The organism is Streptococcus sp. CF7_Ac1-8, assembly GCF_024295435.1.
In the GTDB taxonomy this organism is placed as follows: domain Bacteria; phylum Bacillota; class Bacilli; order Lactobacillales; family Streptococcaceae; genus Streptococcus; species Streptococcus mitis_AP.
The window spans coordinates 21887-43773 of the sequence record NZ_JANCPI010000006.1 but is presented as its reverse complement, the minus strand read 5'-3'; the positions used below and the strand labels follow the sequence as shown (position 1 = coordinate 43773).

The window sequence follows — 21887 nt, the reverse complement described above, 5'->3', positions numbered from 1 at the left end:
TAGAAATTAATTTGACTTTCCCAATCAATTTGTTCATATCTTATTTCAATCTACTATAAAAAAGAAGCTGAGCAAAAAAACTTCTAAATATCAGAAAACGAGTATTTCCATAATTGGAGATACTCGTTTTCTTAGGTCATGATTCATAATTAAAACTCAACGATACGGTTAAGATCATTGGGTTTAACAATTTATTATTTTATAAGTTATCAGCTAGGAATCTAACCAACAAATACAGTACAGTGAATTTACATTAGTAAGTATTAAACAAAAGTCTATTCTTAAATGAAAAAGATTGACCGATGATGGGGCGAAGTAGCAGATACGATATAATTAAGACTCTTCTTTATTGCATATATCTATTTCTCTTGGATATGGTTCATATTTTACCGCTTCCCAAAAAGCCTTATTGTCTAGATATCTTAAATCTGCAAAGGCTAAAACCTTTAATGCTTGCCCTGCTTCCCATAAATCTTCTTTTACGGTTATCTTGCTGCATGATGAAAATGCTGCCATTTTTACTATCTCCTTTACTCATTATATTTATCATATAATGTTTTTAAAAAATCAAATTCAGTTACTATGGGAACTATCGCTTGTGGATTATCAAATATCCTTGAAGGTAGAGTATACATATACGTTTCCATACTTGATATATAATAGCATAGAATATTGACTCGCTCAAGTATTATAGGGATTATAAAATCAATCAAAAACTCTTTATCCATAAATGGACGACTAAGGTTTTTCCAACTAAAGTCTAAAAATCCATATATTTTAGGAAACTCTGAGAAACTTTTTGCTGTTAATATGAAAATAATCCCTGTATTACCATCTTTAATCTTATAGATGTGAGTTAGATTCTTAGAAAACATCAATGCCTTCATGTCTTCACTTAAAGGACACCTTACACTATCTCTAAGATTCATTCTACCATCTTCAACAAAAAATTCCGAATATTGCAATTCAGCCAAATCCTGAAAAGAATTTAGCTTATTCATATCAAAATCTTTAGGAAATAATCTCAAACTAATTTTTAGTGAAGTATAAAGGCTTTTAGATAAAACTTCCTCCAAATCATTAAAAATATCTCCAAAAGTATGTTTTGTTAGAGTTGAAAAACTTTTATAAGTATTTTCTAAAACTTTACGCCTATAATCATATGTACTCGAAGATTCGGGCATAAGCACTCGCCTATATTCTTTTGTAGCTTTAGATAAATGCCATACATCATGTTTTGAAGCGCTGGACATATACTTAGAAACAGCTTTAGTGTAATCATTGTAAAATAAATATGTTGCTATTTTCGACCAAGAATATAAGAATAGGGAGACTACAGCAATCACGAGAACTATGTAAGAGGTATATCTCCAGAAGTGCTCTTCTCCAAGATTAGATTTTATTTCTAAGAATGTAAACCAAAAAGAAAAACCTGATAGGCCCGTAGTAACAATAAAGCTGAATGTACTTATAATGGGGTGTCGCAAAATCGAATCCCAAATATAACTGATACTAATATCAATATTTTTTAACTTTTTCATCGAATACCTCCACGTAAGTATACGATTCAATTATATCACTTTTCCTAAAATTTAGCTCAAAGTTTAATTTTTTTTTACAAACTTGGATAAAAACTTTCCCTTGTAGGCAAATAGATAGAAAATCGTGACAATTCTAGCAAAAATGATATAATAAAACAAAAAGGAGATGTAATCATGTTCAAAGAATTTGGTGTAACCAATTTAGAAGTGACAAAAGATGATATTTGCAAGAATCCAAGCAACCCTATTTTGCGCATGTATGATGACGATGAATTAATTGGAACCTTTAGTATTCTAACTGGAGAAGTATTAGAAAATTTGGACTTGGCAGACTATGACATTCGTTTTGCTCAAAAGCAAATTGAGTTAAATCGCGATAACTACCTTGAAACATGGAAGGACTACGTGGGACTACTACATGCCTAAATATTCTTTCCTAAAGTATGGTATTGAAATTCGTCCTAACGAACATAACCATAAAGGTCAAAAAGCGCATATTCACATTTATATCCACGGAGAAGAAGTGGGTTCAATGTTTCTGAACGGTGAATTGAGAGATGGTAAAGTAAAAGCAAAAGACCTAAAAATAATAAGGCAATATGTTTTAGAAAATGCAGATGAACTTCAGACTTTATGGAATGAATACCAAAAGAGTGCATATTAACATCAAAGAATCTTAGTTTGCTAATCAACGATAAACAAAAAACAGCTAGCAATTTTAATTCCCACTATTCAACTAATGCCTAACTTAGGCACTAACCATCCTATTCCACTTGCAATTTTTAAAATAAATGTTACAATGAATATAGAAAAAGGTGTTGCGTCAACAACACCCCACAGATCCGTTTAAGACGGTGGCTGTAGTTACATAACTAAAAAATAGCTCGTTAACTCGCCAAAGTTAGGACGGCTATTTTTTTGTCTCTTTTACCAATTCAAGGATGAACTTCAGGAACGTGATAACAAAGTTACCAGCTACAAACATGAGTGTCAAAACCTCAAAAGGGAGGCAAATCTGGTTACTACTTTCTACTAAATACTATACTCTTCGAAAATCAAATTCAAACTACGTCAGTTTCGCCTTGCCGTACTCAAATACAGTCTGCGGCTAGCTTCCTAGTTTGCTCTTTGATTTTCATTGAGTATAAGATTTTACAGGATCTGCACATAAGCATCACCATCCTTTCGATTTCGTAACCACCGTCTTCACTTCTCTGTTACACCATTGTACCATATAATTCCCCCTTTGAAATCCTCTTTTCAAATTAATCACCATTAAAACACATTCTCTAGCCTCCACCTGTCTTTTTTCACCTTCCCCTCCCTTATTTATAGGAAAATATGGTAAAATAGAACAGACTAAAAATCATCATTTCACGAAAGGATGCAAGATGAAAATTACGCAAGAAGAGGTAACACACGTTGCCAATCTTTCAAAATTAAGATTCTCTGAAGAAGAAACTGCTGCCTTTGCGACTACCTTGTCTAAGATTGTTGACATGGTTGAATTGCTGGGCGAAGTTGACACAACTGGTGTCGCACCTACTACGACTATGGCTGACCGTAAGACCGTACTCCGCCCTGATGTGGCCGAAGAAGGAACAGACCGCGATCGCTTGTTTAAAAACGTACCTGAAAAAGACAACTACTATATCAAGGTACCAGCTATCCTAGACGATGGAGGAGATGCCTAATGACTTTCAACAATAAAACCATTGAAGACTTGCACAATCTCCTTGTTTCTAAGGAAATTTCAGCAACTGAATTAACACAAGCAACGCTTGAAGATATCAAGTCTCGAGAGACAACTATCAACGCTTTTGTTACCATCTCTGAAGAGCACGCTCTTGCTCAAGCTAAATCCATTGATGAAGCTGGAATCGATGCTGACAATGTCCTTTCAGGAATTCCATTGGCTGTTAAGGATAACATCTCTACAGACGGTATTCTCACAACTGCAGCCTCAAAAATGCTCTATAACTACGAACCTATCTTTGATGCGACTGCGGTTGCCAATGCAAAAGCCAAGGGTATGATTGTCGTCGGAAAAACCAACATGGACGAATTTGCCATGGGTGGTTCTGGTGAGACTTCTTACTATGGTGCCACTAAAAACGCTTGGGACCAGACCAAGGTTCCTGGTGGTTCATCAAGTGGTTCTGCCGCAGCTGTAGCGTCAGGACAAATCCGCTTGTCACTTGGTTCTGATACTGGTGGTTCTATCCGCCAACCTGCTGCCTTCAACGGGATTGTTGGTCTCAAACCAACCTACGGAACGGTTTCTCGTTTCGGTCTCATTGCCTTTGGTAGCTCCCTAGATCAAATCGGACCTTTTGCGCCAACTGTTAAGGAAAATGCCCTCTTGCTCAATGCTATTGCCAGCGAAGATGCCAAAGACTCTACTTCTGCCCCTGTCCGCATTGCCGATTTTACTTCAAAAATCGGCCAAGACATCAAGGGTATGAAAATCGCTTTACCTAAGGAATATCTTGGTGAAGGGATTGACCCAGAGGTTAAGGAAACTATCCTGAATGTCGCTAAACACTTTGAAAAACTTGGTGCTATCGTTGAAGAAGTCAGCCTTCCTCACTCAAAATACGGTGTTGCCGTTTACTACATCATTGCTTCATCAGAAGCATCCTCAAACCTGCAACGTTTTGACGGTATCCGTTACGGATACCGCGCAGAAGATGCAAGCAACCTTGATGAAATCTATGTAAACAGTCGTAGTCAAGGTTTCGGTGAAGAAGTGAAACGTCGCATCATGCTAGGTACTTTCAGCCTTTCATCAGGTTACTACGATGCTTACTACAAGAAAGCTGGTCAAGTCCGTACCCTCATCATTCAAGATTTCGAAAAAGTCTTTGTGGATTATGACTTGATTTTGGGACCAACTGCTCCTAGTGTTGCCTATGACTTGGACTCACTCAACCACGACCCAGTTGCCATGTACTTGGCTGACCTCTTGACCATTCCTGTCAACTTAGCTGGTCTCCCAGGAATTTCGATTCCTGCTGGTTTCTCTCAAGGTCTACCTGTTGGTCTGCAATTGATTGGTCCTAAGTATTCTGAGGAAACCATTTACCAAGTTGCTGCTGCTTTTGAAGCAACAACAGACTACCACAAACAACAACCCGTGATTTTTGGAGGTGACAACTAATGAACTTTGAAACAGTCATTGGACTTGAAGTCCACGTAGAGCTCAACACCAATTCAAAAATCTTCTCACCTACTTCTACCCACTTTGGAAATGACCAAAACGCCAACACTAACGTGATTGACTGGTCTTTCCCAGGAGTTCTGCCAGTTCTCAATAAAGGTGTTGTTGATGCTGGTATCAAGGCTGCTCTTGCCCTCAACATGGACATCCACAAAAAGATGCACTTTGACCGCAAAAACTACTTCTACCCTGATAATCCCAAAGCCTACCAAATTTCTCAGTTTGATGAGCCAATCGGTTATAACGGCTGGATTGAAGTCGAGCTAGAGGACGGTACGACTAAGAAAATCGGTATCGAACGTGCTCACCTAGAAGAAGACGCTGGTAAAAACACCCACGGTACAGATGGCTACTCTTATGTTGACCTCAACCGCCAAGGGGTGCCCTTGATTGAGATTGTATCTGAAGCTGACATGCGTTCGCCAGAAGAAGCCTACGCTTACCTAACAGCCCTCAAGGAAGTTATCCAGTACGCTGGCATTTCTGACGTCAAGATGGAAGAGGGTTCTATGCGTGTGGATGCCAACATTTCCCTTCGTCCTTATGGTCAAGAAAAATTCGGTACCAAGACTGAGTTGAAGAACTTGAATTCCTTCTCAAATGTCCGCAAGGGGCTTGAATATGAAGTCCAACGTCAAGCTGAAATCCTTCGCTCAGGTGGTCAAATCCGCCAAGAGACACGCCGTTACGATGAAGCCAACAAAGCAACCATCCTCATGCGTGTCAAGGAAGGTGCTGCAGACTACCGCTACTTCCCAGAACCAGACCTACCTCTCTTTGAAATCTCAGACGAGTGGATTGAGGAAATGCGTACAGAGTTGCCAGAGTTTCCAAAAGAACGCCGTGCACGTTATGTATCTGACCTTGGCTTGTCAGACTACGATGCTAGCCAGTTGACTGCTAATAAAGTCACTTCTGACTTCTTTGAAAAAGCTGTTGCCCTCGGTGGTGATGCCAAACAAGTTTCTAACTGGCTCCAAGGTGAGGTTGCTCAGTTCTTAAATGCCGAAGGTAAGACACTGGAACAAATCGAATTGACACCAGAAAACTTGGTTGAAATGATTGCCATCATCGAAGACGGTACTATTTCATCTAAGATTGCCAAGAAAGTCTTTGTCCACCTAGCTAAAAATGGCGGTGGCGCGCGTGAATACGTGGAAAAAGCAGGTATGGTTCAAATCTCAGATCCAGCTGTCTTGATTCCAATTATCCACCAAGTCTTTGCCGATAACGAAGCAGCCGTTGCCGACTTCAAGTCAGGCAAACGTAACGCAGATAAGGCCTTTACAGGCTTCCTTATGAAAGCAACCAAAGGACAAGCCAACCCACAAGTTGCCCTTAAACTACTTGCACAAGAATTGGCGAAGTTGAAAGAAGATTAATATGTAAAAGAAACCAACCTTGAGGTTGGTTTTTTCTTGACAAATAAAAGGAAAGCGTTTACAATATTACATGTAAAGTTTCCTAAAAGGAAAACTAAAAATCGCAACAATAAGGAGTTATTTATATGGCTACAATGAAAGCAGCTCGCTGGCATGCAGCAAAAGATGTTCGTATTCAAGAAGTAGAAATCCCTGAGGTACTTCCGCACCAAGTAAAAGTTGCTGTTAAATTCACAGGAATTTGTGGTACTGACCTCCACGAATTTTTAGATGGCCCTATCTTCATCCCAACAGAAGAACATGTCTATTCTGGTCAAAAAGCACCAGTAACACTGGGACATGAATTTTCTGGCGAAATTGTAGAAGTCGGAAGCGATGTTACTCGTGTTAAAGTTGGTGATCGTGTTGCTGTAGAACCAATTCTAGCTAAGAATAACTTAGTTGGTAATTATAATTTGGATCCAAACCTTAATTTTGTCGGTTTAGCTGCAGACGGTGGATTTGCCAAATATTGTGTTTTAGACGGCGACTTAGTACATGTCATTCCAGATAGCTTAAGCTATGAGCAAGCTGCTCTCACTGAGCCAGCTGCTGTTGCAGTTTATGCAGTTCGTCAATCAGCACTAAAAGCTGGTGATACTGCTGCTGTCTTTGGCTTAGGTCCGATTGGTCTCTTAATTGTAGAAGCCCTTCGTGCAGCGGGTGCTTCTAAGATTTATGCTGTTGAACTATCACCTGAACGTCAAGCAAAAGCTGAAGAGTTAGGAGCTATCGTTGTCCGTCCGGAAGAAGGTGAAACAGCTGTTGAAGCTATTCATCGTTTAACAAACGGTGGTGTAGATGTTTCTTATGAAGTAACTGGTGTGCCAGTAGTTTTAGGACAAGCCTTAGCTGCCGTACATAAAGCAGGTGAGTGCATGGTGGTCTCTATCTGGGAACGAGAAGCTAGTATTAATCCGAATGAATTTGCAATCCAAGAAAAGACACTAAAAGGAATCATTGCTTATCGTCATATCTTCCCTAAAGTATTAGAATTGATGGAACAAGGCTACTTCTCTGCTGAAAAATTAGTTACTAAGAAAATTAAATTGGAAAATATCGTTGAAGAAGGCTTTATCGAATTAACTCAAGATAAGTCACAAATTAAAATTTTGGTAGAACCAGAATAAAAAATCAATCTTTTTAAGATAATATTAACAGGTCGGAGTAAACTTACTTCGACCTTTTGAAATATAATACTCTTCGAAAATCTCTTCAAACCACGTCAGCGTCACATTACCGTACTCAAATACAGTTTGCAGCTTGCTTCCTAGTTTGCTCTTTGATTTCTATTGAGTATGAGAAGAAATATAGTGGATACTCTTTAACATTAACCACTCCACCTGACTAGGCAATATTCTTTTTCTCCCCCACTATATCCCAATAACTATTTTGGCTTTATTTTCAGAAGATTTTATGGTAAAATGAAGAGTAATAATATTTATTAAAGAGGTAAAAACATGATTGAAGCAAGCAAATTGAAAGCTGGTATGACATTTGAAACTGCAGACGGAAAATTGATCCGCGTTTTGGAAGCTAGCCACCACAAACCTGGTAAAGGGAACACGATCATGCGTATGAAATTGCGTGATGTCCGTACTGGTTCTACATTTGACACAAGCTACCGTCCAGAAGAAAAATTCGAACAAGCTATTATCGAAACTGTTCCAGCTCAATACTTGTACAAAATGGATGAAACTGCCTACTTCATGAACACTGAAACTTACGACCAATACGAAATCCCAGTCGTAAACGTTGAAAATGAATTGCTTTACATCCTTGAAAACTCTGATGTGAAAATCCAATTCTACGGAACTGAAGTAATCGGTGTAACTGTACCAACTACTGTTGAGTTGACAGTTGCTGAAACACAACCATCTATCAAAGGCGCTACTGTTACAGGTTCTGGTAAACCAGCAACTATGGAAACTGGACTTGTTGTCAACGTTCCAGACTTTATCGAAGCTGGACAAAAATTGATCATCAACACTGCAGAAGGAACTTACGTTTCTCGTGCCTAATCTCTAGAAAGAGGTCATTCTATGGGAATTGAAGAACAATTTGGCGAAATCGTTATCGCTCCACGTGTACTTGAAAAAATCATTGCCATCGCAACTGCTAAAGTTGATGGTGTCCACTCATTTTCAAATAAATCCGTATCTGATACCCTATCAAAACTCTCTCTTGGTCGTGGCGTCTACTTAAAAGAAAGCAACGAAGAACTAACTGCTGACATCTATCTCTATCTTGAGTACGGTGTGAAGGTACCAAAAGTGGCTCTTGCTATTCAAAAAGCAGTCAAAGATGCTGTCCGTGATATGGCTGATGTGGAACTTGCTGCTGTTAACATCCATGTTGCAGGAATCGTTCCAGACAAAACACCAAAACCTGAGTTGAAAGATCTATTTAACGAGGACTTCCTCAATGACTAGTCCATTATTAGAATCTAGACGTGAACTTCGTAAATGCGCTTTTCAAGCTCTCATGAGCCTTGAATTCGGCACAGATATGGAAACAGCTTGTCACTTTGCCTACACGCATGACCGTGAAGATGCAGATGTGCAAATCCCTACCTTTCTTCTGAACTTGGTTTCTGGCGTTCAAGCTCAAAAAGACGAGTTGGATAAACAAATCAACCAGCACCTCAAGTCAGGCTGGACAGTTGAACGCTTGACCTTGGTCGAAAAAAACTTACTACGCTTGGGTATCTTTGAAATCACATCATTTGATACACCTCAGCTGGTAGCAGTCAATGAAGCCATTGAACTCGCTAAGAATTTTTCAGATCAAAAATCAGCCCGCTTCATCAACGGACTGCTTAGCCAATTTGTAACTGAAGAAAATGAATAATCAAAAAGGCGTTTGGTCTTCCAAGCACCTTTTGACTTTCCCCTTTGCACAAAGTAAGAGCCACATAAAAACTAGAACTGGCAGTCAGTTCTAGTTTTTGCGTATTCTAAAGAATTATACTCAATGAAAATCAAAGAGCAAACTAGGAAGCTAGCCGTAGGCTGCTCAAAACACGGTTTTGAGGTTGTGGATAGAACTGACGAAGTCAGTAACATATATACGACAAGGCGAAGCTGACGTGGTTTGAAGAGATTTTCGAAGAGTATTAGTATTTTCTAAACCGTTGATAGCGCTCTTCCAACAACTCTTCTAACGGTTTTTGTGAAAGTATGGCTAGCTCCGTTTGGAGTTCTTTTTTCACAGTCTTAATCAGTTCTTTGCTCGAAAATCCTGCTTCAGAAATCACCTTATCCACCACGGCCATCTCTAACAGCTCATGTGAAGTGATTTTCATCAGTTCTGCTGCTTCCATGGCACGAGTACCGTCCTTCCATAGAATGGAAGCAAAGCCTTCTGGACTGAGAATGGCATAGATAGAATTTTCCAGCATCCAGACACGGTCTGCAACGGCCAGAGCCAGTGCACCGCCTGAACCACCTTCACCGATAATGATGGCGATAATCGGAACTTTCAGGTCACTCATTTCCATGAGATTGCGAGCGATAGCTTCACCTTGACCACGTTCTTCCGCGCCGACACCAGGATAGGCACCTGCTGTATTGATAAAGGTCACAACTGGACGGCCAAACTTTTCTGCCTGTTTCATCAACCGTAGGGCCTTACGATAGCCTTCTGGATGTGGTTGGCCAAAATTTCGTTTGAGGTTATCTTGCAAACTCTTGCCTTTTTGGATACCAACCACTGTTACGGCTTGATCTCCAAGCCAGCCAATACCACCAACAACTGCACCATCGTCACGAAAAGAACGGTCACCGTGTAATTGGATAAAGTCATCAAAAATGCCTGTCGCAAAGTCCAAGGTTGTCAAGCGACTCTGCTCACGCGCTTCTCTGACTATTTTTGCAATATTCATCTAGGACTCCCTCCGTGCAATCTGACTAGGCTAGCAATGGTGTCTGGCAAGTCTCTTCTTTTGACAATAGCATCTACAAAGCCATGTTCCAGTAGGAATTCTGCCTTTTGGAAATCCTCAGGCAAGCTTTCACGAACCGTATTTTCAATCACACGACGCCCAGCAAAACCGACCAAGCTCTGTGGTTCAGCCAGAATGATATCACCTTCCATAGCGAAAGAAGCTGTCACACCACCTGTCGTTGGATCTGTCAAAATAGTCAGGTAAAAGAGACCTGCATTTGAATGGCGTTTAACCGCTGCAGAGATCTTGGCCATCTGCATGAGACTCATGATTCCTTCCTGCATACGGGCTCCACCAGATGCTGTGAAGAGAACAACTGGCAACTGTTCAACAGTCGCATACTCAAACAAACGAGTGATTTTCTCCCCTACAACCGTACCCATAGAAGCCATGATAAAGTTGGAATCCATAATCCCAAGAGCCACAGTCTGACCTTTAATAAGAGCAGTTCCTGTCACAACAGCTTCATCCAGACCAGTTTTTTCACGCATAGCTGCTAGTTTCTTTTGATAACCAGGGAAATGCAAGGGATCCTTGCTTTCAATCCCTGTAAACAATTCCTTGAAGGTTCCCATATCAATCATCAAAGCCAAGCGTTCTTGGGCAGAAATACGAAAGGTATAGCTACAATGCGGACAGATACGCTCACTTCCCAGATCCTTCTGATAAATGGTATGCTTACAGCCTGGACACTGGGAGAATAATTCATCTGGAACCTCTGGCTTGGCTTGAGGTTTTTCCCTAACCGAACGATTGGGATTAATTCGAATATACTTATCTTTTTTACTAAATAGAGCCATTGATTCCCCTTTTCGGTTTAAACTCTTGAAGTCATTTTATTCTTTTTCTTGATATTTGGGTAAGAAGGTTTCCATCAAGAAGGAAGTATCGTAATCTCCAGCAATGACATTGCGATCTGAAATGAGGTCAAGCTGGAAATCTGCATTGGTCTGCACCCCTTCAATCTCTAATTCATAGAGGGCACGTTGCATTTTCATAAGTGCATCAAAACGATTTTCACCGTGAACGATGATTTTGGCAATCATACTATCATAATAAGGTGGAATGGTATAGCCTGGATAAACTGCTGAATCCACGCGCAAGCCAACTCCTCCACTTGGCAGATAGAGATTGGTAATCTTACCTGGACTTGGAGCAAAGTTTAAGGCTGGATTTTCTGCATTAATACGACACTCGATAGCATGACCGCGTAGGACAATATCTTCTTGCTTAACAGACAGGGGCTGACCTGCCGCAATGCGAATCTGTTCCTTAACGATATCAACGCCTGAAACAAATTCTGTTACTGGATGTTCCACCTGTACACGAGTATTCATCTCCATGAAGTAGAAATTGCCACTTGCTTCATCAAGGAGAAACTCAATGGTCCCTGCATTCTCATAGCCAACAGACTCTGCTGCTCGAACAGCAGCAGCACCGATTTCATTACGCAACGTTTTTCCGATTGCAATCGAAGGACTTTCTTCCAAAACCTTTTGGTTATTCCGTTGAAGAGAACAATCCCGTTCCCCCAAGTGAATCACATGTCCATGCTCATCTCCTAGGATTTGAACCTCGATGTGACGAGCTGGATAGATAACCCGTTCTATGTACATGGCACCATTGTCATAATTGGCCTTGGCTTCACTTGAAGCAGTATCAAAGGCGGAAACGAGATCTTCTGGTTTTTCAACCTTACGAATCCCTTTACCACCTCCACCTGCTGAAGCCTTGAGCATAACAGGGTAGCCAATTTTTTCAGCAACAATCAAAGCTTCCTCAGAGTTATGCACTTCTCCATCCGAACCTGGTATAACAGGCACGCCTGCTTTGATCATCTGAGCACGCGCATTGATCTTATCCCCCATCATATCCATAACATGACCAGATGGACCGATAAACTTAATCCCCACCTCTTCACACAAAGTTGCAAATTTGGAATTTTCACTAAGAAATCCAAAACCTGGGTGAATGGCTTCTGCCTCAGTCAAGACTGCAGCTGATAGAACCGCATTGATATTGAGATAAGACTCTGTTGCCTTGCCAGGGCCGATACAAACTGCTTCATCTGCCAAAAGCGTATGAAGGGCTTCCTTATCAGCAGTTGAATAAACCGCCACCGTTGCAATCCCCAATTCACGCGCCGCACGGATAATACGAACCGCAATTTCACCACGATTGGCAATTAAAATTTTTCGAAACATGGAGAACCTCCTTAGTTCCCTATTGCAAAGGTAAGAGTACCACTGGCCGCAAGCTTGCCATCCACTTCAGCCTTTGCTTCAACCACAGCTATGGTGCCACGACGTTTTACAAAAGTCGCTGTCATAACCAATTGGTCGCCTGGTACAACTTGCTTCTTGAATTTAACCTTATCCATACCAGCGTAAAAGACTAGTTTTCCTTTATTTTCAGGTTTTGACAACTCCAAGACACCAGCTGTTTGCGCCAAGGCTTCCATGATTAGAACACCTGGCATAACTGGATATTGAGGGAAATGACCGTTAAAGAAGGGTTCGTTGATGGTCACATTTTTGATGGCAACAATGGTATCCTCACTCACTTCCAAGACACGGTCCACTAGGAGCATAGGATAACGGTGGGGAAGGGCTTCTTTGATTCCTTGAATATCAATCATTTGATTCGTACCAATCCTTTACCAAATTCAACCATTTCTTCGTTAGAAACGAGAATTTCTGTTACCACACCATCCTTAGGAGCTGGGATTTCATTCATGACTTTCATGGCTTCGATAATGACCAGTGTTTGACCTTTTTTAACACTATCACCAACTGTAACGAAGGCAGGTTTATCTGGGCCAGCAGCCAAGTAAGCCACTCCAACAAGTGGGCTCTCTACAACATCTCCCTCAGCAACCACACTTACTTCTGCTGGAGCTGGAACCTCTTCTGTTACAGTTTCTGCTAGAGCAGATGTAGAGGCTACTGGACTTGGTGTTGCTAGAACGGGTGCTGGAGCGACTTGAGGTGCAACTTCAGACACCAGTCTCGCTTCATTCTTGCTAAACTGCAACTCATCCGTCCCATTTTTATAAGAAAATTCTCTCAAACTTGACTGGTCAAATTGGGCCATCAAGTCTTTAATATCGTTTAAATTCATAGTTATTTATTCTCCCAACGTTTGAAAGCAAGAACTGCATTGTGCCCACCAAAACCAAAGGTATTTGAAATAGCGTATGGAATTTCTTGCTCCAAGCCTTGTCCATAAACGACATTGGCTTCGATATAATCTGATACTTCACTTGTCCCAGCTGTCATTGGTACAAAGTTATGACGCATAGCTTCGATGGTAACGATAGCTTCTACTGCACCTGCAGCGCCCAGCAAATGTCCTGTGAAAGACTTAGTTGATGATACAGGTACTTCCTTACCAAGAACAGCCACGATCGCACCACTTTCTCCTTTTTCATTAGCAGGAGTTGACGTTCCGTGAGCATTGACATAGGCTACTTGCTCTGGAGAAATCTCAGCTTCTTCCAAGGCTAGTTTGATGGCCTTGATAGCTCCCTGACCTTCTGGATGTGGTGAAGTCATGTGGTAGGCATCACAAGTATTTCCGTAACCAACCACTTCAGCCAAGATAGTAGCCCCACGTTTTTCAGCGTGTTCAAGGCTTTCAAGAACCAACATTCCTGAACCTTCTCCCATAACAAAACCGTTACGGTCCTTATCAAATGGAATGGAAGCACGAGTTGGATCCTCTGTAGTTGAGAGAGCAGTTAGGGCTTGGAAACCAGCAATAGCAAAAGGTGTGATAGAAGCTTCTGAACCACCTACCAACATAACGTCTTGGAAACCAAACTTAATGGAGCGGAAGGCATCCCCAATCGCGTCATTTGATGAAGCACAGGCAGTATTGATGGATTTACAAACACCGTTTGCTCCAAAACGCATAGCCACATTTCCTGAAGCCATATTTGGCAAGGCTTTTGGAAGGGTCAATGGTTTCACACGTTTTGGTCCTTTGTCATTTAGGCGAAGCACTTGATCTTCAATTTCCTTGATTCCACCAATACCAGAAGCCACAATAACACCAAAACGATCCTTGTCAAGAGTCTCTACATCGAGATTAGCGTGATTAACAGCTTCTTGGGCTGCATACAAGGCATATAAAGAATAATTATCAAAACGATTGGTATCTTTCTTAACAAAGTATTTATCAAAAGGAAAATCTTGGATTTCTGCTGCATTATGCACATCAAAGTCACTATGATCAAATTTCGTAATTTGACCAATTCCGATTTTTCCAGTTGTCAAACTATTCCAAAATTCTTCTGGTGTATTTCCGATTGGAGATGTTACTCCATAACCTGTTACTACTACGCGATTTAGTTTCATCTTTTTTACCTCTAGCTTCTGCTACATACTTAAGCCACCATCAATGGCAACCACTTGACCAGTTAGATAATCTTGGCCTGCTAAAAATACTGTCAAATCTGCAACCTGCTCTGCCTGACCAAATTCTTTCATAGGAATTTGTGCCAGCATAGCATCTTTTACCTTGTCTGATAGAACAGCTGTCATATCGGACTCAATCATTCCAGGTGCAATAGCATTAACTCTGATATTGCGATTGGCCACTTCACGAGCCACAGACTTAGTAAAACCAATCAAACCAGCCTTAGAAGCTGCATAGTTAGCTTGACCGATATTTCCCATCAAACCAACAACACTAGACATATTAATGATAGCACCTTCTCTGGCTTTCATCATCGGTTTCAAGACTGATTGTGTCATGTTAAAGGCACCAGTCAAGTTAACCTTGAGCACTTTTTCAAAATCCGCTTCTGTCATCTTGAGCATAAGGGTATCTTGGGTAATCCCTGCATTATTGACCAAAACATCTACTGAACCCAGCTCTGCAATAGCTTGATCAACCATACGTTTAGCGTCTGCAAAATCTGATACATCTCCTGAAATGGGAACCACCTTGACACCATAGTTTGAAAACTCAGCGAGCAATTCTTCTGAAATTGCACCACGACTGTTTAAGACAATATTGGCTCCTGCTTGAGCAAACTTATGGGCAATGGCAAGACCAATTCCACGACTCGAACCTGTAATAAAGATATTTTTATTTTTTAGTTGCATTCTTTTCTCCTGTTTCCTCTTGTATTTATGGGAGAAGGGATTACTTGTTTTCTAGCAAAGTTTCCAAACTAGCCTGATCTTCAACATTGGCTAGTTTAGCGGTCTTATCAATTTTTTTGACAAAACCTGACAAGACTTTCCCCGGGCCAATCTCGATAAAGTTAGTTACGCCTGCTTCTTGCATAACTGCAATACTTTCATAGAAACGAACTGGTTCCTTGACCTGACGCGTCAAGAGTTGAGCAATGTCTTCTTTTTGCATAACTGCAGCTTCTGTATTGCCGACTAGGGGACAAGTGAAATCTGAAAAACTTACCTGAGCTAGAGTTTCAGCTAGTCTCTGGCTGGCAGGCTCAAGGAGAGCGGTATGAAAGGGCCCTGAAACCTTGAGAGGAATCAAGCGTTTAGCTCCTGCCTCCTGCAAGAGTTCGACAGCTCGATCAACTGCTACCACTTCTCCACCAATCACGATTTGTGCAGGTGTATTATAGTTGGCTGGGGTAACTACTCCAAGTTCAGAAGCTTTTCGACAGACTTCTTCAATAACCTCTACTGGCGTATTGAGAACTGCTACCATCTTGCCAGAACCAGCAGGGGCCGCTTCTTCCATATAGGCTCCACGCTTAGCTACCAAGGCTACCGCTTCTTCAAAATCCAAGGCACCGCTGGCCACCAAGGCAGAGTATTCTCCAAGGGACAAACCAGCAACCATGTCAGGCTGATAGCCCTTTTCTTGCAATAAACGGTAGATAGCAACTGAAGTTGCTAAAATAGCTGGTTGCGTATAGCGGGTCTGATTGAGTTTTTCTTCTGCCGTATCAATGAGATGACGCAAATCATAACCGAGTACCTGACTCGCTTGATCAATTGTTTCTTTGACAATAGGATAGTGATCATATAGATCACGACCCATACCTAGATACTGGGCACCTTGACCAGCAAATAAAAAGGCTGTTTTAGTCATTTCTTACAACTCCTGCCCAACGAGAGGCTTCTTCTTGAATTTTCTTAGCTGCTCCGTAATACAAATCTTTTAGGATTTCTTCAACGGTTTCTTCTTTGGAAACAAGGCCTGCAATTTGACCTGCCATGACAGAGCCTCCATCCACATCTCCGTGGACAACCGCTTTGGCTAGAGCACCTGCTCCCATTTGTTCAAAAATTTCCAAATCTGGATTTTCTTGTTTAAAGGCATCTTTTTCAGCTTGTTCAAAATCACGAGTCAACTGATTTTTAATCGCACGAACAGCATGTCCAAAGTGTTGAGCTGAAATCGTAGTATCAATATCTCTAGCTTTTAAAATTTTTGCCTTATAATTTGGATGGGCATTAGACTCTTTTGCAACGACAAAACGAGTTCCAACCTGAACCGCCTCTGCCCCTAGCATAAAGCCAGCAGCAGCACCTTCACCATCTGCAATTCCACCTGCAGCAATAACAGGAATAGACACAGCAGCAGCTACCTGGCGTACCAGGGTCATAGTTGTTAATTTCCCAATATGTCCCCCAGCTTCCATCCCTTCTGCAATAACAGCGTCCGCACCGATTTTTTCCATGCGTTTTGCTAGGGCAACACTTGGTACAACTGGAATAACTGTAATACCTGCTTCATGGAAACGTTCCATGTATTTACCAGGATTTCCTGCGCCTGTTGTCACTACCTTAACACCTTCCTCGATAACGAGGTCTACAATATCTTCCACAAAGGGAGACAAGAGCATGATGTTGACACCAAAGGGTTTATCAGTCAATGATTTGATTTTATCAATATTTGCCTTGACAACTTCTTTAGGTGCATTCCCCCCACCGATAATCCCTAGTCCTCCAGCCTTGGAAACAGCCCCTGCCAAATCACCATCAGCGACCCAGGCCATTCCTCCTTGGAAAATAGGATATTCAATATTCAATAATTCTGTAATACGTGTTTTCATAGTGCCTCCATCCTTTCTTGCTTACGTAATAGTTCGATATCGTCATAATTTGACAATCAAACTATTGCCTAAACAAGAGGGAGCGGGTTTCCCTACTCCTTCTATCTATATTCTGTTTATTTTGTTTGCTCTTCAACGTAGGCAACCAAGTCACCAACTGTTTTCAAGTCATCTTCTGCTTCGATTTGGATATCAAAAGCATCTTCAATTTCTGAGATTACTTGGAACAAGTCCAATGAATCTGCGTCCAAATCATCAAAAGTTGATTCAAGTGTTACTTCTGATGCGTCTTTTCCAAGTTCTTCAACGATAATTTCTTGTACTTTTTCAAATACTGCCATGATAGGACTCCTTTAAAATAAATAGTTTTTATAACAATGTGTTCACCACATGATTACCTAAATTGTAAGAATGAGCGTGCCCCATGTCAAGCCTCCACCGAAGCCTGATAGTAGAACAGTCTGGCTACCATCTAAACGGATAAGACCTTGTTCTACACACTCTGAAAGTAAAATCGGGATACTGGCTGCACTGGTATTGCCATATTCCATCATATTGGCTGGAAGTTTATCTCGGTTAACACCGATTTTTCTAGCCATCTTATCCAAAATACGGTCATTAGCCTGATGAAGTAGCAGATAATCCAAGTTTGTCGCCTCTATAGGAGATTCATCAATAGTCTGCTTGATAGACTTGGCTACGTCCCGAATAGCAAAATCAAAGACTGCGCGCCCATCCATCTTCAAAAATGAATCTGCACTTTCTTGATCTGAAAATGGAGAATGTAACCCTGAATGTCCATAGGTCAGACACTCGCTGCGACTTCCATCGCTATTGAGACTCTCTGCCAAGAAATGCTCTTGCTCGCTAGCTTCTAACAAGACACCACCAGCACCATCTCCAAACAAAACAGCTGTTGATCGGTCTGACCAATCGACTGCTTTAGAGAGGGTTTCACTACCAATCACCAAGCCTTTTTGAAAGCGACCAGAAGCGATAAACTTTTCAGCAGTTGAAAGAGCAAATACAAATCCACTGCAAGCCGCTGTTAGGTCAAAAGCAAAGGCCTTATTAGCACCAATATTAGCTTGAACACGAGCAGCTGTAGAGGGCATCATCGAATCTGGAGTAATGGTAGCTAGGATGATAAAATCCAACTCCCCTCCTGTGATTCCAGCTTTTGCCATCAGTTTCTTGGCAACTTCTGTAGCCAAATCACTAGTAGATTCTGTTCTTGAAATATGCCTTTGTCGTATTCCCGTCCGACTTGAAATCCACTCATCATTGGTATCCATAATCTGAGCCAAATCATGATTTGTAACCACTTGCTCTGGCACATAATGAGCAACCTGGCTTATTTTTGCAAAAGCCATTATCTCAAATCCTCCAAAAATTGATAAAGATTGGTCAAACCTTTGCTCATAACCTCAATTTCTTGCTTACTCATACCATCAATGATTTTTTCAACCATGGCCTTGTGGAAGCGTTTATGTAGCCTATGAACCAAGCGACCTTTCTTTGTCAAATGCAGATGTACCACACGTCGATCATGTTCTGAACGAATGCGTTCAATGTAACCCTTACGTTCGAGATTATTCAAACTAGTCGTAACTGTCCCAAGAGTCACCATCAACTCTTTTGACACTTGACTTGGTGTCACATCTGGAACTTTTCCAATCACATCAATCGTATGCATTTCTTTGATGGAGATATCCTTGAAACGACTACCTCTCAAGCTAACTTCCTCAATAACGAGGACATTGTTAAATATAGACGTTAAATATTCATTAATTCGTTGGTAGTCCAATCTTTCCTTCCCTCCTTTTCAAAAAAACTTTTAGAATCAAAACATTTGACAAAAGAATTATATCAAAGTTCAAAGAATGGTGCAAGTATTTTTTTATTTTCCTGTAAATTTAGGTCGTCTTCTTTCCGAATGAGCCCGAACTCCTTCTTTGAAATCCTCTGTTTGAGCTAAGGATTCCTGTAGGTTCAGTTCTAAAGTAGCATAATCTTGCCAATCTTTGAATTGGCTCTCCCACACCAACTTCTTAATGGCAGCATAGGAATTGCTTGAACCACGTCTTAATTTTTTAAGAAGCTGTTCTCTAGTCTTTTCAAGTTTATCAGCTTCACAGACACGGTAAACCAGGCCCCACTCTAGAGCTTTTTCTGCTGTCAATGCCTCTCCTGTCATAGCTAATTGAGCAGCACGCGTCACACCAATACTTCGACTCAAGAGATGAATTCCTCCTGCATCCGGAGCCAAGCCAACTCCAACAAAGGCTTGGATAAATTTAGCCTTATCCGTTGCCAGACAGAAATCTGCAGCAACAGCCATATTTGCTGCGGCACCTGCAACAGCCCCATCAACCTCCATCAAGACAGGTTTAGCAATTTGCTTGATTTTATAAGAAATAGTATTGACCAATTCTGCGATTTTCGTCAATGATGGAATATCATCCTCATCGACTGCTCGCTTCATCTCAACCAAATCTCCCCCAACAGAGAAGACTTTGCCATTCGCGTTGATTAAGACAAAATGCACAGCCGGATCCTCTTCTGCCAAAATCAGAGCTTCTAAAATCTCCTCACACATGGGAATGTGGAAACCGTTAGCGACCTCAGGACGGTTTAACGTAATGATTGCTAAATCCTCTTCAAGCTGATAAATAATGTGTTCCATCAGGACTCCTTTTTGTTTTATAAGCGATTTAAATTATTTTATTATCAAAGTATATCTTTTTTAGGAGCAGAAAGCAATAAAAAAATCGACTAAAAGTGTCTCAGCCGATTAGAAAGGCTCGCTTTATACTAGAACGCATCTTATTTTCTTCATTGAAAAAAGACTTTCTTTCTGCTATAATCGTATAAAATACTTACTTTAGGAGTTCTTATGAAGGTTGTTAAATTTGGAGGTAGCTCTCTTGCCTCTGCTGGTCAATTAGAAAAAGTTTTAAACATCGTCAAAAGCGATCCAGAGCGTCGTTTTGTAGTCGTTTCTGCACCTGGTAAACGAAACGCTGAAGACACTAAGGTTACGGATGCCTTGATTAAATACTACCGTGATTATGTCGCTGGTAACGATATTAGCAAGAGTCAAAATTGGATTATCGACCGCTATGCTGCTATGGTAAGCGAATTGGGACTGAAGCCAGCTGTTCTAGAAAAAATTTCAAAAAGCATTCGCGCCTTGGCCACTCTTCCTATTGATGAAAATGAATTTCTCTACGATACTTTCCTCGCAGCGGGTGAAAATAACAATGCTAAATTGATTGCTGCCTACTTTAATCAAAATGGTATTGATGCACGCTATGTGCACCCTAGAGAAGCTGGTATTATGGTCACAAGTGAACCTGGTAACGCTCGCATCATTCCATCAAGTTATGACAAGATTGAAGAATTGACCAATGCAAATGAAGTTCTGGTCATTCCTGGTTTCTTTGGGGTTACCAAGGAAAATCAAATTTGTACCTTCTCACGTGGAGGCTCTGATATCACTGGTTCTATCATTGCTGCTGGTGTAAAAGCCGACCTCTATGAAAACTTTACGGACGTTGATGGTATCTTTGCTGCCCACCCTGGTATAATCCATCAACCACATTCTATCCCTGAATTAACCTATCGTGAAATGCGTGAGTTGGCCTATGCAGGATTCTCAGTCCTTCATGATGAAGCTCTTCTACCTGCCTACCGTGGAAAAATTCCTCTAGTTATCAAGAACACCAACAATCCTGACCATCCAGGTACTCGTATCGTTCTAAAACACAGTAGTGATGAATTTCCAGTTGTGGGAATTGCTGGTGACTCTGGCTTTGTCAGCATCAACATGTCCAAATACCTCATGAACCGTGAGATTGGATTTGGACGCAAGGTTCTGCAAATCCTTGAAGACCTCAACATTGGTTGGGAACATATGCCAACAGGTATCGACGATCTTTCAATCATTCTCCGTTCTCGCGAACTAACTCCTATCAAGGAAGAAGAAATCCTTCGTCAGTTGGTGCAAAAGGCTGAGGTAGACCATGCAGAAATCGAACACGACCTTTCTATCATTATGATTGTTGGTGAAAAGATGAAGAGTCATATTGGAGTAACTGCTACTGCAACGCGCGCGCTATCTGAAAACAAGATCAACATCCAGATGATGTCTCAAGGTTCTAGTGAAGTTTCTATCATGTTTGTTGTCAATAAAGACCAAGAGAAAGCAGCAATCAAAGCCCTCTACAATGCCTTTTTCGGTGAAAGTAAGGAAGACTAATCATGGCCCAATCGCTTAACAAAACAGTGCTCCTCAATACGACAGGCACTTCCTACCTCTCTATAGCTGGGAAAGTTGGGAAATTCCTAGTCGGAGATCAGGCTCTGGAATTTTACCCAGATGTCAATGTCGAACAATTTATCCAGATTCCTTGGAGCCATATCAACCAGATTGGAGCCAATGTCACTGGGCGAAAAATCAGTCGCCACTTCGAAGTCTTTACAGACAGAGGAAAATTCCTCTTTGCTTCAAAAGACTCAGGTGCCATTCTCAAAATTGCGCGTGAAAAATTGGGCAATGACAAGGTCGTCAAGCTTCCAACCCTAATTCAGACCATTGGGCAAAAATTTAAAAATCTATTTGCAAAAAAGTAGAAACTTTAGTATAATCATAGCAACGGATAAGTAGGTTATCTTCTTCTTTCAGAAAGTCTGCGGGTGCTGCGAGCAGATAGGA

27 protein-coding genes are annotated in these 21887 nt (G+C 41.1%); 11 read left to right on the top strand and 16 right to left on the bottom strand.

Annotation, left to right across the window (positions count from 1 at the left end; genetic code table 11):
* Window positions 1-333 precede the first annotated feature (333 nt).
* Both NMM26_RS04295 and NMM26_RS04290 read right to left on the bottom strand, forming a co-directional pair.
* Window positions 334-516, bottom strand: coding sequence for a hypothetical protein (locus tag NMM26_RS04295; protein ID WP_000718721.1), 183 nt, complete (start codon window positions 514-516; stop codon window positions 334-336).
* A gap of 14 nt (window positions 517-530) precedes the next feature.
* The gene (locus NMM26_RS04290) at window positions 531-1541 is read right to left on the bottom strand and encodes a hypothetical protein (RefSeq protein WP_049550928.1); all 1011 of its coding nucleotides are present in this window, start codon (window positions 1539-1541) and stop codon (window positions 531-533) included.
* A 174-nt stretch (window positions 1542-1715) separates the two neighbouring features.
* Here NMM26_RS04290 and NMM26_RS04285 point away from each other — a divergent pair, with 174 nt between their 5' ends.
* Together NMM26_RS04285 and NMM26_RS04280 are read left to right on the top strand one after the other, a co-directional pair.
* Complete coding sequence (locus NMM26_RS04285; protein WP_000471831.1) at window positions 1716-1967, top strand: hypothetical protein; 252 nt, start codon at window positions 1716-1718, stop codon at window positions 1965-1967.
* On the top strand, window positions 1960-2205 hold the full coding sequence (locus NMM26_RS04280) for a DUF4160 domain-containing protein (protein ID WP_001127468.1): 246 nt from the start codon (window positions 1960-1962) through the stop codon (window positions 2203-2205). Before NMM26_RS04285 ends, NMM26_RS04280 begins: the two co-directional genes overlap by 8 nt.
* A 246-nt stretch (window positions 2206-2451) precedes the next feature.
* Here NMM26_RS04280 and NMM26_RS04275 read toward each other — a convergent pair whose 3' ends face one another.
* Complete coding sequence (locus NMM26_RS04275) at window positions 2452-2526, bottom strand: hypothetical protein (protein ID WP_239668522.1); 75 nt, start codon at window positions 2524-2526, stop codon at window positions 2452-2454.
* Between the two features lie 406 nt (window positions 2527-2932).
* On the opposite strand from NMM26_RS04275, the gene gatC reads away from it, so the two are divergent.
* From gatC to nusB, 7 genes are all read left to right on the top strand, one after another.
* A complete protein-coding gene (gatC, locus tag NMM26_RS04270; protein ID WP_000705419.1) occupies window positions 2933-3235 on the top strand; it encodes an Asp-tRNA(Asn)/Glu-tRNA(Gln) amidotransferase subunit GatC in 303 nt (100 codons plus the stop codon).
* Window positions 3235-4701: an Asp-tRNA(Asn)/Glu-tRNA(Gln) amidotransferase subunit GatA gene (gene gatA, locus NMM26_RS04265; protein WP_000143721.1), complete on the top strand. Its 1467-nt coding sequence runs from the start codon at window positions 3235-3237 to the stop codon at window positions 4699-4701. The genes gatC and gatA overlap by 1 nt, the downstream gene beginning before the upstream one ends.
* Window positions 4701-6143 carry an Asp-tRNA(Asn)/Glu-tRNA(Gln) amidotransferase subunit GatB gene (gene gatB / locus NMM26_RS04260; RefSeq protein WP_001008695.1) on the top strand — a complete coding sequence of 481 codons (1443 nt, stop codon included), beginning with the start codon at window positions 4701-4703 and terminating at the stop codon, window positions 6141-6143. Before gatA ends, gatB begins: the two co-directional genes overlap by 1 nt.
* Before the next feature lie 125 nt (window positions 6144-6268).
* The gene (locus NMM26_RS04255; protein ID WP_254753856.1) at window positions 6269-7312 is read left to right on the top strand and encodes a 2,3-butanediol dehydrogenase; all 1044 of its coding nucleotides are present in this window, start codon (window positions 6269-6271) and stop codon (window positions 7310-7312) included.
* A 330-nt stretch (window positions 7313-7642) separates the two neighbouring features.
* Complete coding sequence (gene efp, locus NMM26_RS04250; protein ID WP_000568643.1) at window positions 7643-8203, top strand: elongation factor P; 561 nt, start codon at window positions 7643-7645, stop codon at window positions 8201-8203.
* A gap of 21 nt (window positions 8204-8224) precedes the next feature.
* The gene (locus NMM26_RS04245; RefSeq protein ID WP_000510575.1) at window positions 8225-8614 is read left to right on the top strand and encodes an Asp23/Gls24 family envelope stress response protein; all 390 of its coding nucleotides are present in this window, start codon (window positions 8225-8227) and stop codon (window positions 8612-8614) included.
* On the top strand, window positions 8607-9032 hold the full coding sequence (gene nusB, locus NMM26_RS04240) for a transcription antitermination factor NusB (RefSeq protein ID WP_000203639.1): 426 nt from the start codon (window positions 8607-8609) through the stop codon (window positions 9030-9032). The genes NMM26_RS04245 and nusB overlap by 8 nt, the downstream gene beginning before the upstream one ends.
* 265 nt (window positions 9033-9297) lie before the next feature.
* Here the strand turns inward: nusB and NMM26_RS04235 are convergent, their stop codons facing one another.
* From NMM26_RS04235 to NMM26_RS04175, 13 genes are all read right to left on the bottom strand, one after another.
* The gene (locus NMM26_RS04235; RefSeq protein ID WP_001017391.1) at window positions 9298-10065 is read right to left on the bottom strand and encodes an acetyl-CoA carboxylase carboxyl transferase subunit alpha; all 768 of its coding nucleotides are present in this window, start codon (window positions 10063-10065) and stop codon (window positions 9298-9300) included.
* Entirely contained in the window at window positions 10062-10928 is an 867-nt protein-coding gene (gene accD, locus NMM26_RS04230; RefSeq protein WP_049550931.1) for an acetyl-CoA carboxylase, carboxyltransferase subunit beta, read from the bottom strand. The genes NMM26_RS04235 and accD overlap by 4 nt, the downstream gene beginning before the upstream one ends.
* Window positions 10929-10964: 36 nt before the next feature.
* A complete protein-coding gene (gene accC, locus NMM26_RS04225) occupies window positions 10965-12332 on the bottom strand; it encodes an acetyl-CoA carboxylase biotin carboxylase subunit (RefSeq protein ID WP_254753855.1) in 1368 nt (455 codons plus the stop codon).
* A gap of 11 nt (window positions 12333-12343) precedes the next feature.
* Entirely contained in the window at window positions 12344-12766 is a 423-nt protein-coding gene (gene fabZ / locus NMM26_RS04220) for a 3-hydroxyacyl-ACP dehydratase FabZ (RefSeq protein ID WP_000565515.1), read from the bottom strand.
* Window positions 12763-13248: an acetyl-CoA carboxylase biotin carboxyl carrier protein gene (gene accB, locus NMM26_RS04215; protein WP_001052232.1), complete on the bottom strand. Its 486-nt coding sequence runs from the start codon at window positions 13246-13248 to the stop codon at window positions 12763-12765. The genes fabZ and accB overlap by 4 nt, the downstream gene beginning before the upstream one ends.
* 2 nt (window positions 13249-13250) lie before the next feature.
* Window positions 13251-14486 carry a beta-ketoacyl-ACP synthase II gene (gene fabF, locus NMM26_RS04210; protein WP_000774075.1) on the bottom strand — a complete coding sequence of 412 codons (1236 nt, stop codon included), beginning with the start codon at window positions 14484-14486 and terminating at the stop codon, window positions 13251-13253.
* Window positions 14487-14507: 21 nt separating this feature from the next.
* On the bottom strand, window positions 14508-15239 hold the full coding sequence (gene fabG, locus NMM26_RS04205; RefSeq protein ID WP_001176197.1) for a 3-oxoacyl-[acyl-carrier-protein] reductase: 732 nt from the start codon (window positions 15237-15239) through the stop codon (window positions 14508-14510).
* Window positions 15240-15279: 40 nt separating this feature from the next.
* The gene (gene fabD, locus NMM26_RS04200; protein ID WP_000167637.1) at window positions 15280-16203 is read right to left on the bottom strand and encodes an ACP S-malonyltransferase; all 924 of its coding nucleotides are present in this window, start codon (window positions 16201-16203) and stop codon (window positions 15280-15282) included.
* The gene (gene fabK, locus NMM26_RS04195) at window positions 16196-17170 is read right to left on the bottom strand and encodes an enoyl-[acyl-carrier-protein] reductase FabK (protein WP_000857458.1); all 975 of its coding nucleotides are present in this window, start codon (window positions 17168-17170) and stop codon (window positions 16196-16198) included. Before fabK ends, fabD begins: the two co-directional genes overlap by 8 nt.
* Window positions 17171-17286: 116 nt before the next feature.
* A complete protein-coding gene (locus NMM26_RS04190) occupies window positions 17287-17511 on the bottom strand; it encodes an acyl carrier protein (RefSeq protein WP_000257838.1) in 225 nt (74 codons plus the stop codon).
* 57 nt (window positions 17512-17568) lie between these two features.
* The gene (locus tag NMM26_RS04185) at window positions 17569-18543 is read right to left on the bottom strand and encodes a beta-ketoacyl-ACP synthase III (protein WP_000852954.1); all 975 of its coding nucleotides are present in this window, start codon (window positions 18541-18543) and stop codon (window positions 17569-17571) included.
* The gene (locus NMM26_RS04180; RefSeq protein WP_000386355.1) at window positions 18543-18977 is read right to left on the bottom strand and encodes a MarR family winged helix-turn-helix transcriptional regulator; all 435 of its coding nucleotides are present in this window, start codon (window positions 18975-18977) and stop codon (window positions 18543-18545) included. The genes NMM26_RS04185 and NMM26_RS04180 overlap by 1 nt, the downstream gene beginning before the upstream one ends.
* Before the next feature lie 93 nt (window positions 18978-19070).
* Window positions 19071-19856 carry an enoyl-CoA hydratase gene (locus tag NMM26_RS04175; RefSeq protein WP_120718963.1) on the bottom strand — a complete coding sequence of 262 codons (786 nt, stop codon included), beginning with the start codon at window positions 19854-19856 and terminating at the stop codon, window positions 19071-19073.
* Window positions 19857-20066: 210 nt separating this feature from the next.
* Between NMM26_RS04175 and NMM26_RS04170 the strand changes: the two genes are divergently transcribed.
* Window positions 20067-21431, top strand: a complete 1365-nt coding sequence (locus NMM26_RS04170; RefSeq protein ID WP_254753854.1) for an aspartate kinase — start codon at window positions 20067-20069, stop codon at window positions 21429-21431.
* A gap of 2 nt (window positions 21432-21433) precedes the next feature.
* Window positions 21434-21805, top strand: a complete 372-nt coding sequence (locus tag NMM26_RS04165) for a DUF956 family protein (protein WP_000079349.1) — start codon at window positions 21434-21436, stop codon at window positions 21803-21805.
* Window positions 21806-21887 lie beyond the last annotated feature (82 nt).

Excerpts from the sequence above, each read along its gene's own strand:
- NMM26_RS04295 (WP_000718721.1), bottom strand. The coding sequence starts at position 516 with ATGGCAGCATTTTCATCATGCAGCAAGATAACCGTAAAAGAAGATTTA.
- NMM26_RS04290 (WP_049550928.1), bottom strand. The coding sequence starts at position 1,541 with ATGAAAAAGTTAAAAAATATTGATATTAGTATCAGTTATATTTGGGAT.
- NMM26_RS04285 (WP_000471831.1), top strand. The coding sequence starts at position 1,716 with ATGTTCAAAGAATTTGGTGTAACCAATTTAGAAGTGACAAAAGATGAT.
- NMM26_RS04280 (WP_001127468.1), top strand. The coding sequence starts at position 1,960 with ATGCCTAAATATTCTTTCCTAAAGTATGGTATTGAAATTCGTCCTAAC.
- gatC (WP_000705419.1), top strand. The coding sequence starts at position 2,933 with ATGAAAATTACGCAAGAAGAGGTAACACACGTTGCCAATCTTTCAAAA.
- gatA (WP_000143721.1), top strand. The coding sequence starts at position 3,235 with ATGACTTTCAACAATAAAACCATTGAAGACTTGCACAATCTCCTTGTT.
- gatB (WP_001008695.1), top strand. The coding sequence starts at position 4,701 with ATGAACTTTGAAACAGTCATTGGACTTGAAGTCCACGTAGAGCTCAAC.
- NMM26_RS04255 (WP_254753856.1), top strand. The coding sequence starts at position 6,269 with ATGGCTACAATGAAAGCAGCTCGCTGGCATGCAGCAAAAGATGTTCGT.
- efp (WP_000568643.1), top strand. The coding sequence starts at position 7,643 with ATGATTGAAGCAAGCAAATTGAAAGCTGGTATGACATTTGAAACTGCA.
- NMM26_RS04245 (WP_000510575.1), top strand. The coding sequence starts at position 8,225 with ATGGGAATTGAAGAACAATTTGGCGAAATCGTTATCGCTCCACGTGTA.
- nusB (WP_000203639.1), top strand. The coding sequence starts at position 8,607 with ATGACTAGTCCATTATTAGAATCTAGACGTGAACTTCGTAAATGCGCT.
- NMM26_RS04235 (WP_001017391.1), bottom strand. The coding sequence starts at position 10,065 with ATGAATATTGCAAAAATAGTCAGAGAAGCGCGTGAGCAGAGTCGCTTG.
- accD (WP_049550931.1), bottom strand. The coding sequence starts at position 10,928 with ATGGCTCTATTTAGTAAAAAAGATAAGTATATTCGAATTAATCCCAAT.
- accC (WP_254753855.1), bottom strand. The coding sequence starts at position 12,332 with ATGTTTCGAAAAATTTTAATTGCCAATCGTGGTGAAATTGCGGTTCGT.
- fabZ (WP_000565515.1), bottom strand. The coding sequence starts at position 12,766 with ATGATTGATATTCAAGGAATCAAAGAAGCCCTTCCCCACCGTTATCCT.
- accB (WP_001052232.1), bottom strand. The coding sequence starts at position 13,248 with ATGAATTTAAACGATATTAAAGACTTGATGGCCCAATTTGACCAGTCA.
- fabF (WP_000774075.1), bottom strand. The coding sequence starts at position 14,486 with ATGAAACTAAATCGCGTAGTAGTAACAGGTTATGGAGTAACATCTCCA.
- fabG (WP_001176197.1), bottom strand. The coding sequence starts at position 15,239 with ATGCAACTAAAAAATAAAAATATCTTTATTACAGGTTCGAGTCGTGGA.
- fabD (WP_000167637.1), bottom strand. The coding sequence starts at position 16,203 with ATGACTAAAACAGCCTTTTTATTTGCTGGTCAAGGTGCCCAGTATCTA.
- fabK (WP_000857458.1), bottom strand. The coding sequence starts at position 17,170 with ATGAAAACACGTATTACAGAATTATTGAATATTGAATATCCTATTTTC.
- NMM26_RS04190 (WP_000257838.1), bottom strand. The coding sequence starts at position 17,511 with ATGGCAGTATTTGAAAAAGTACAAGAAATTATCGTTGAAGAACTTGGA.
- NMM26_RS04185 (WP_000852954.1), bottom strand. The coding sequence starts at position 18,543 with ATGGCTTTTGCAAAAATAAGCCAGGTTGCTCATTATGTGCCAGAGCAA.
- NMM26_RS04175 (WP_120718963.1), bottom strand. The coding sequence starts at position 19,856 with ATGGAACACATTATTTATCAGCTTGAAGAGGATTTAGCAATCATTACG.
- NMM26_RS04170 (WP_254753854.1), top strand. The coding sequence starts at position 20,067 with ATGAAGGTTGTTAAATTTGGAGGTAGCTCTCTTGCCTCTGCTGGTCAA.
- NMM26_RS04165 (WP_000079349.1), top strand. The coding sequence starts at position 21,434 with ATGGCCCAATCGCTTAACAAAACAGTGCTCCTCAATACGACAGGCACT.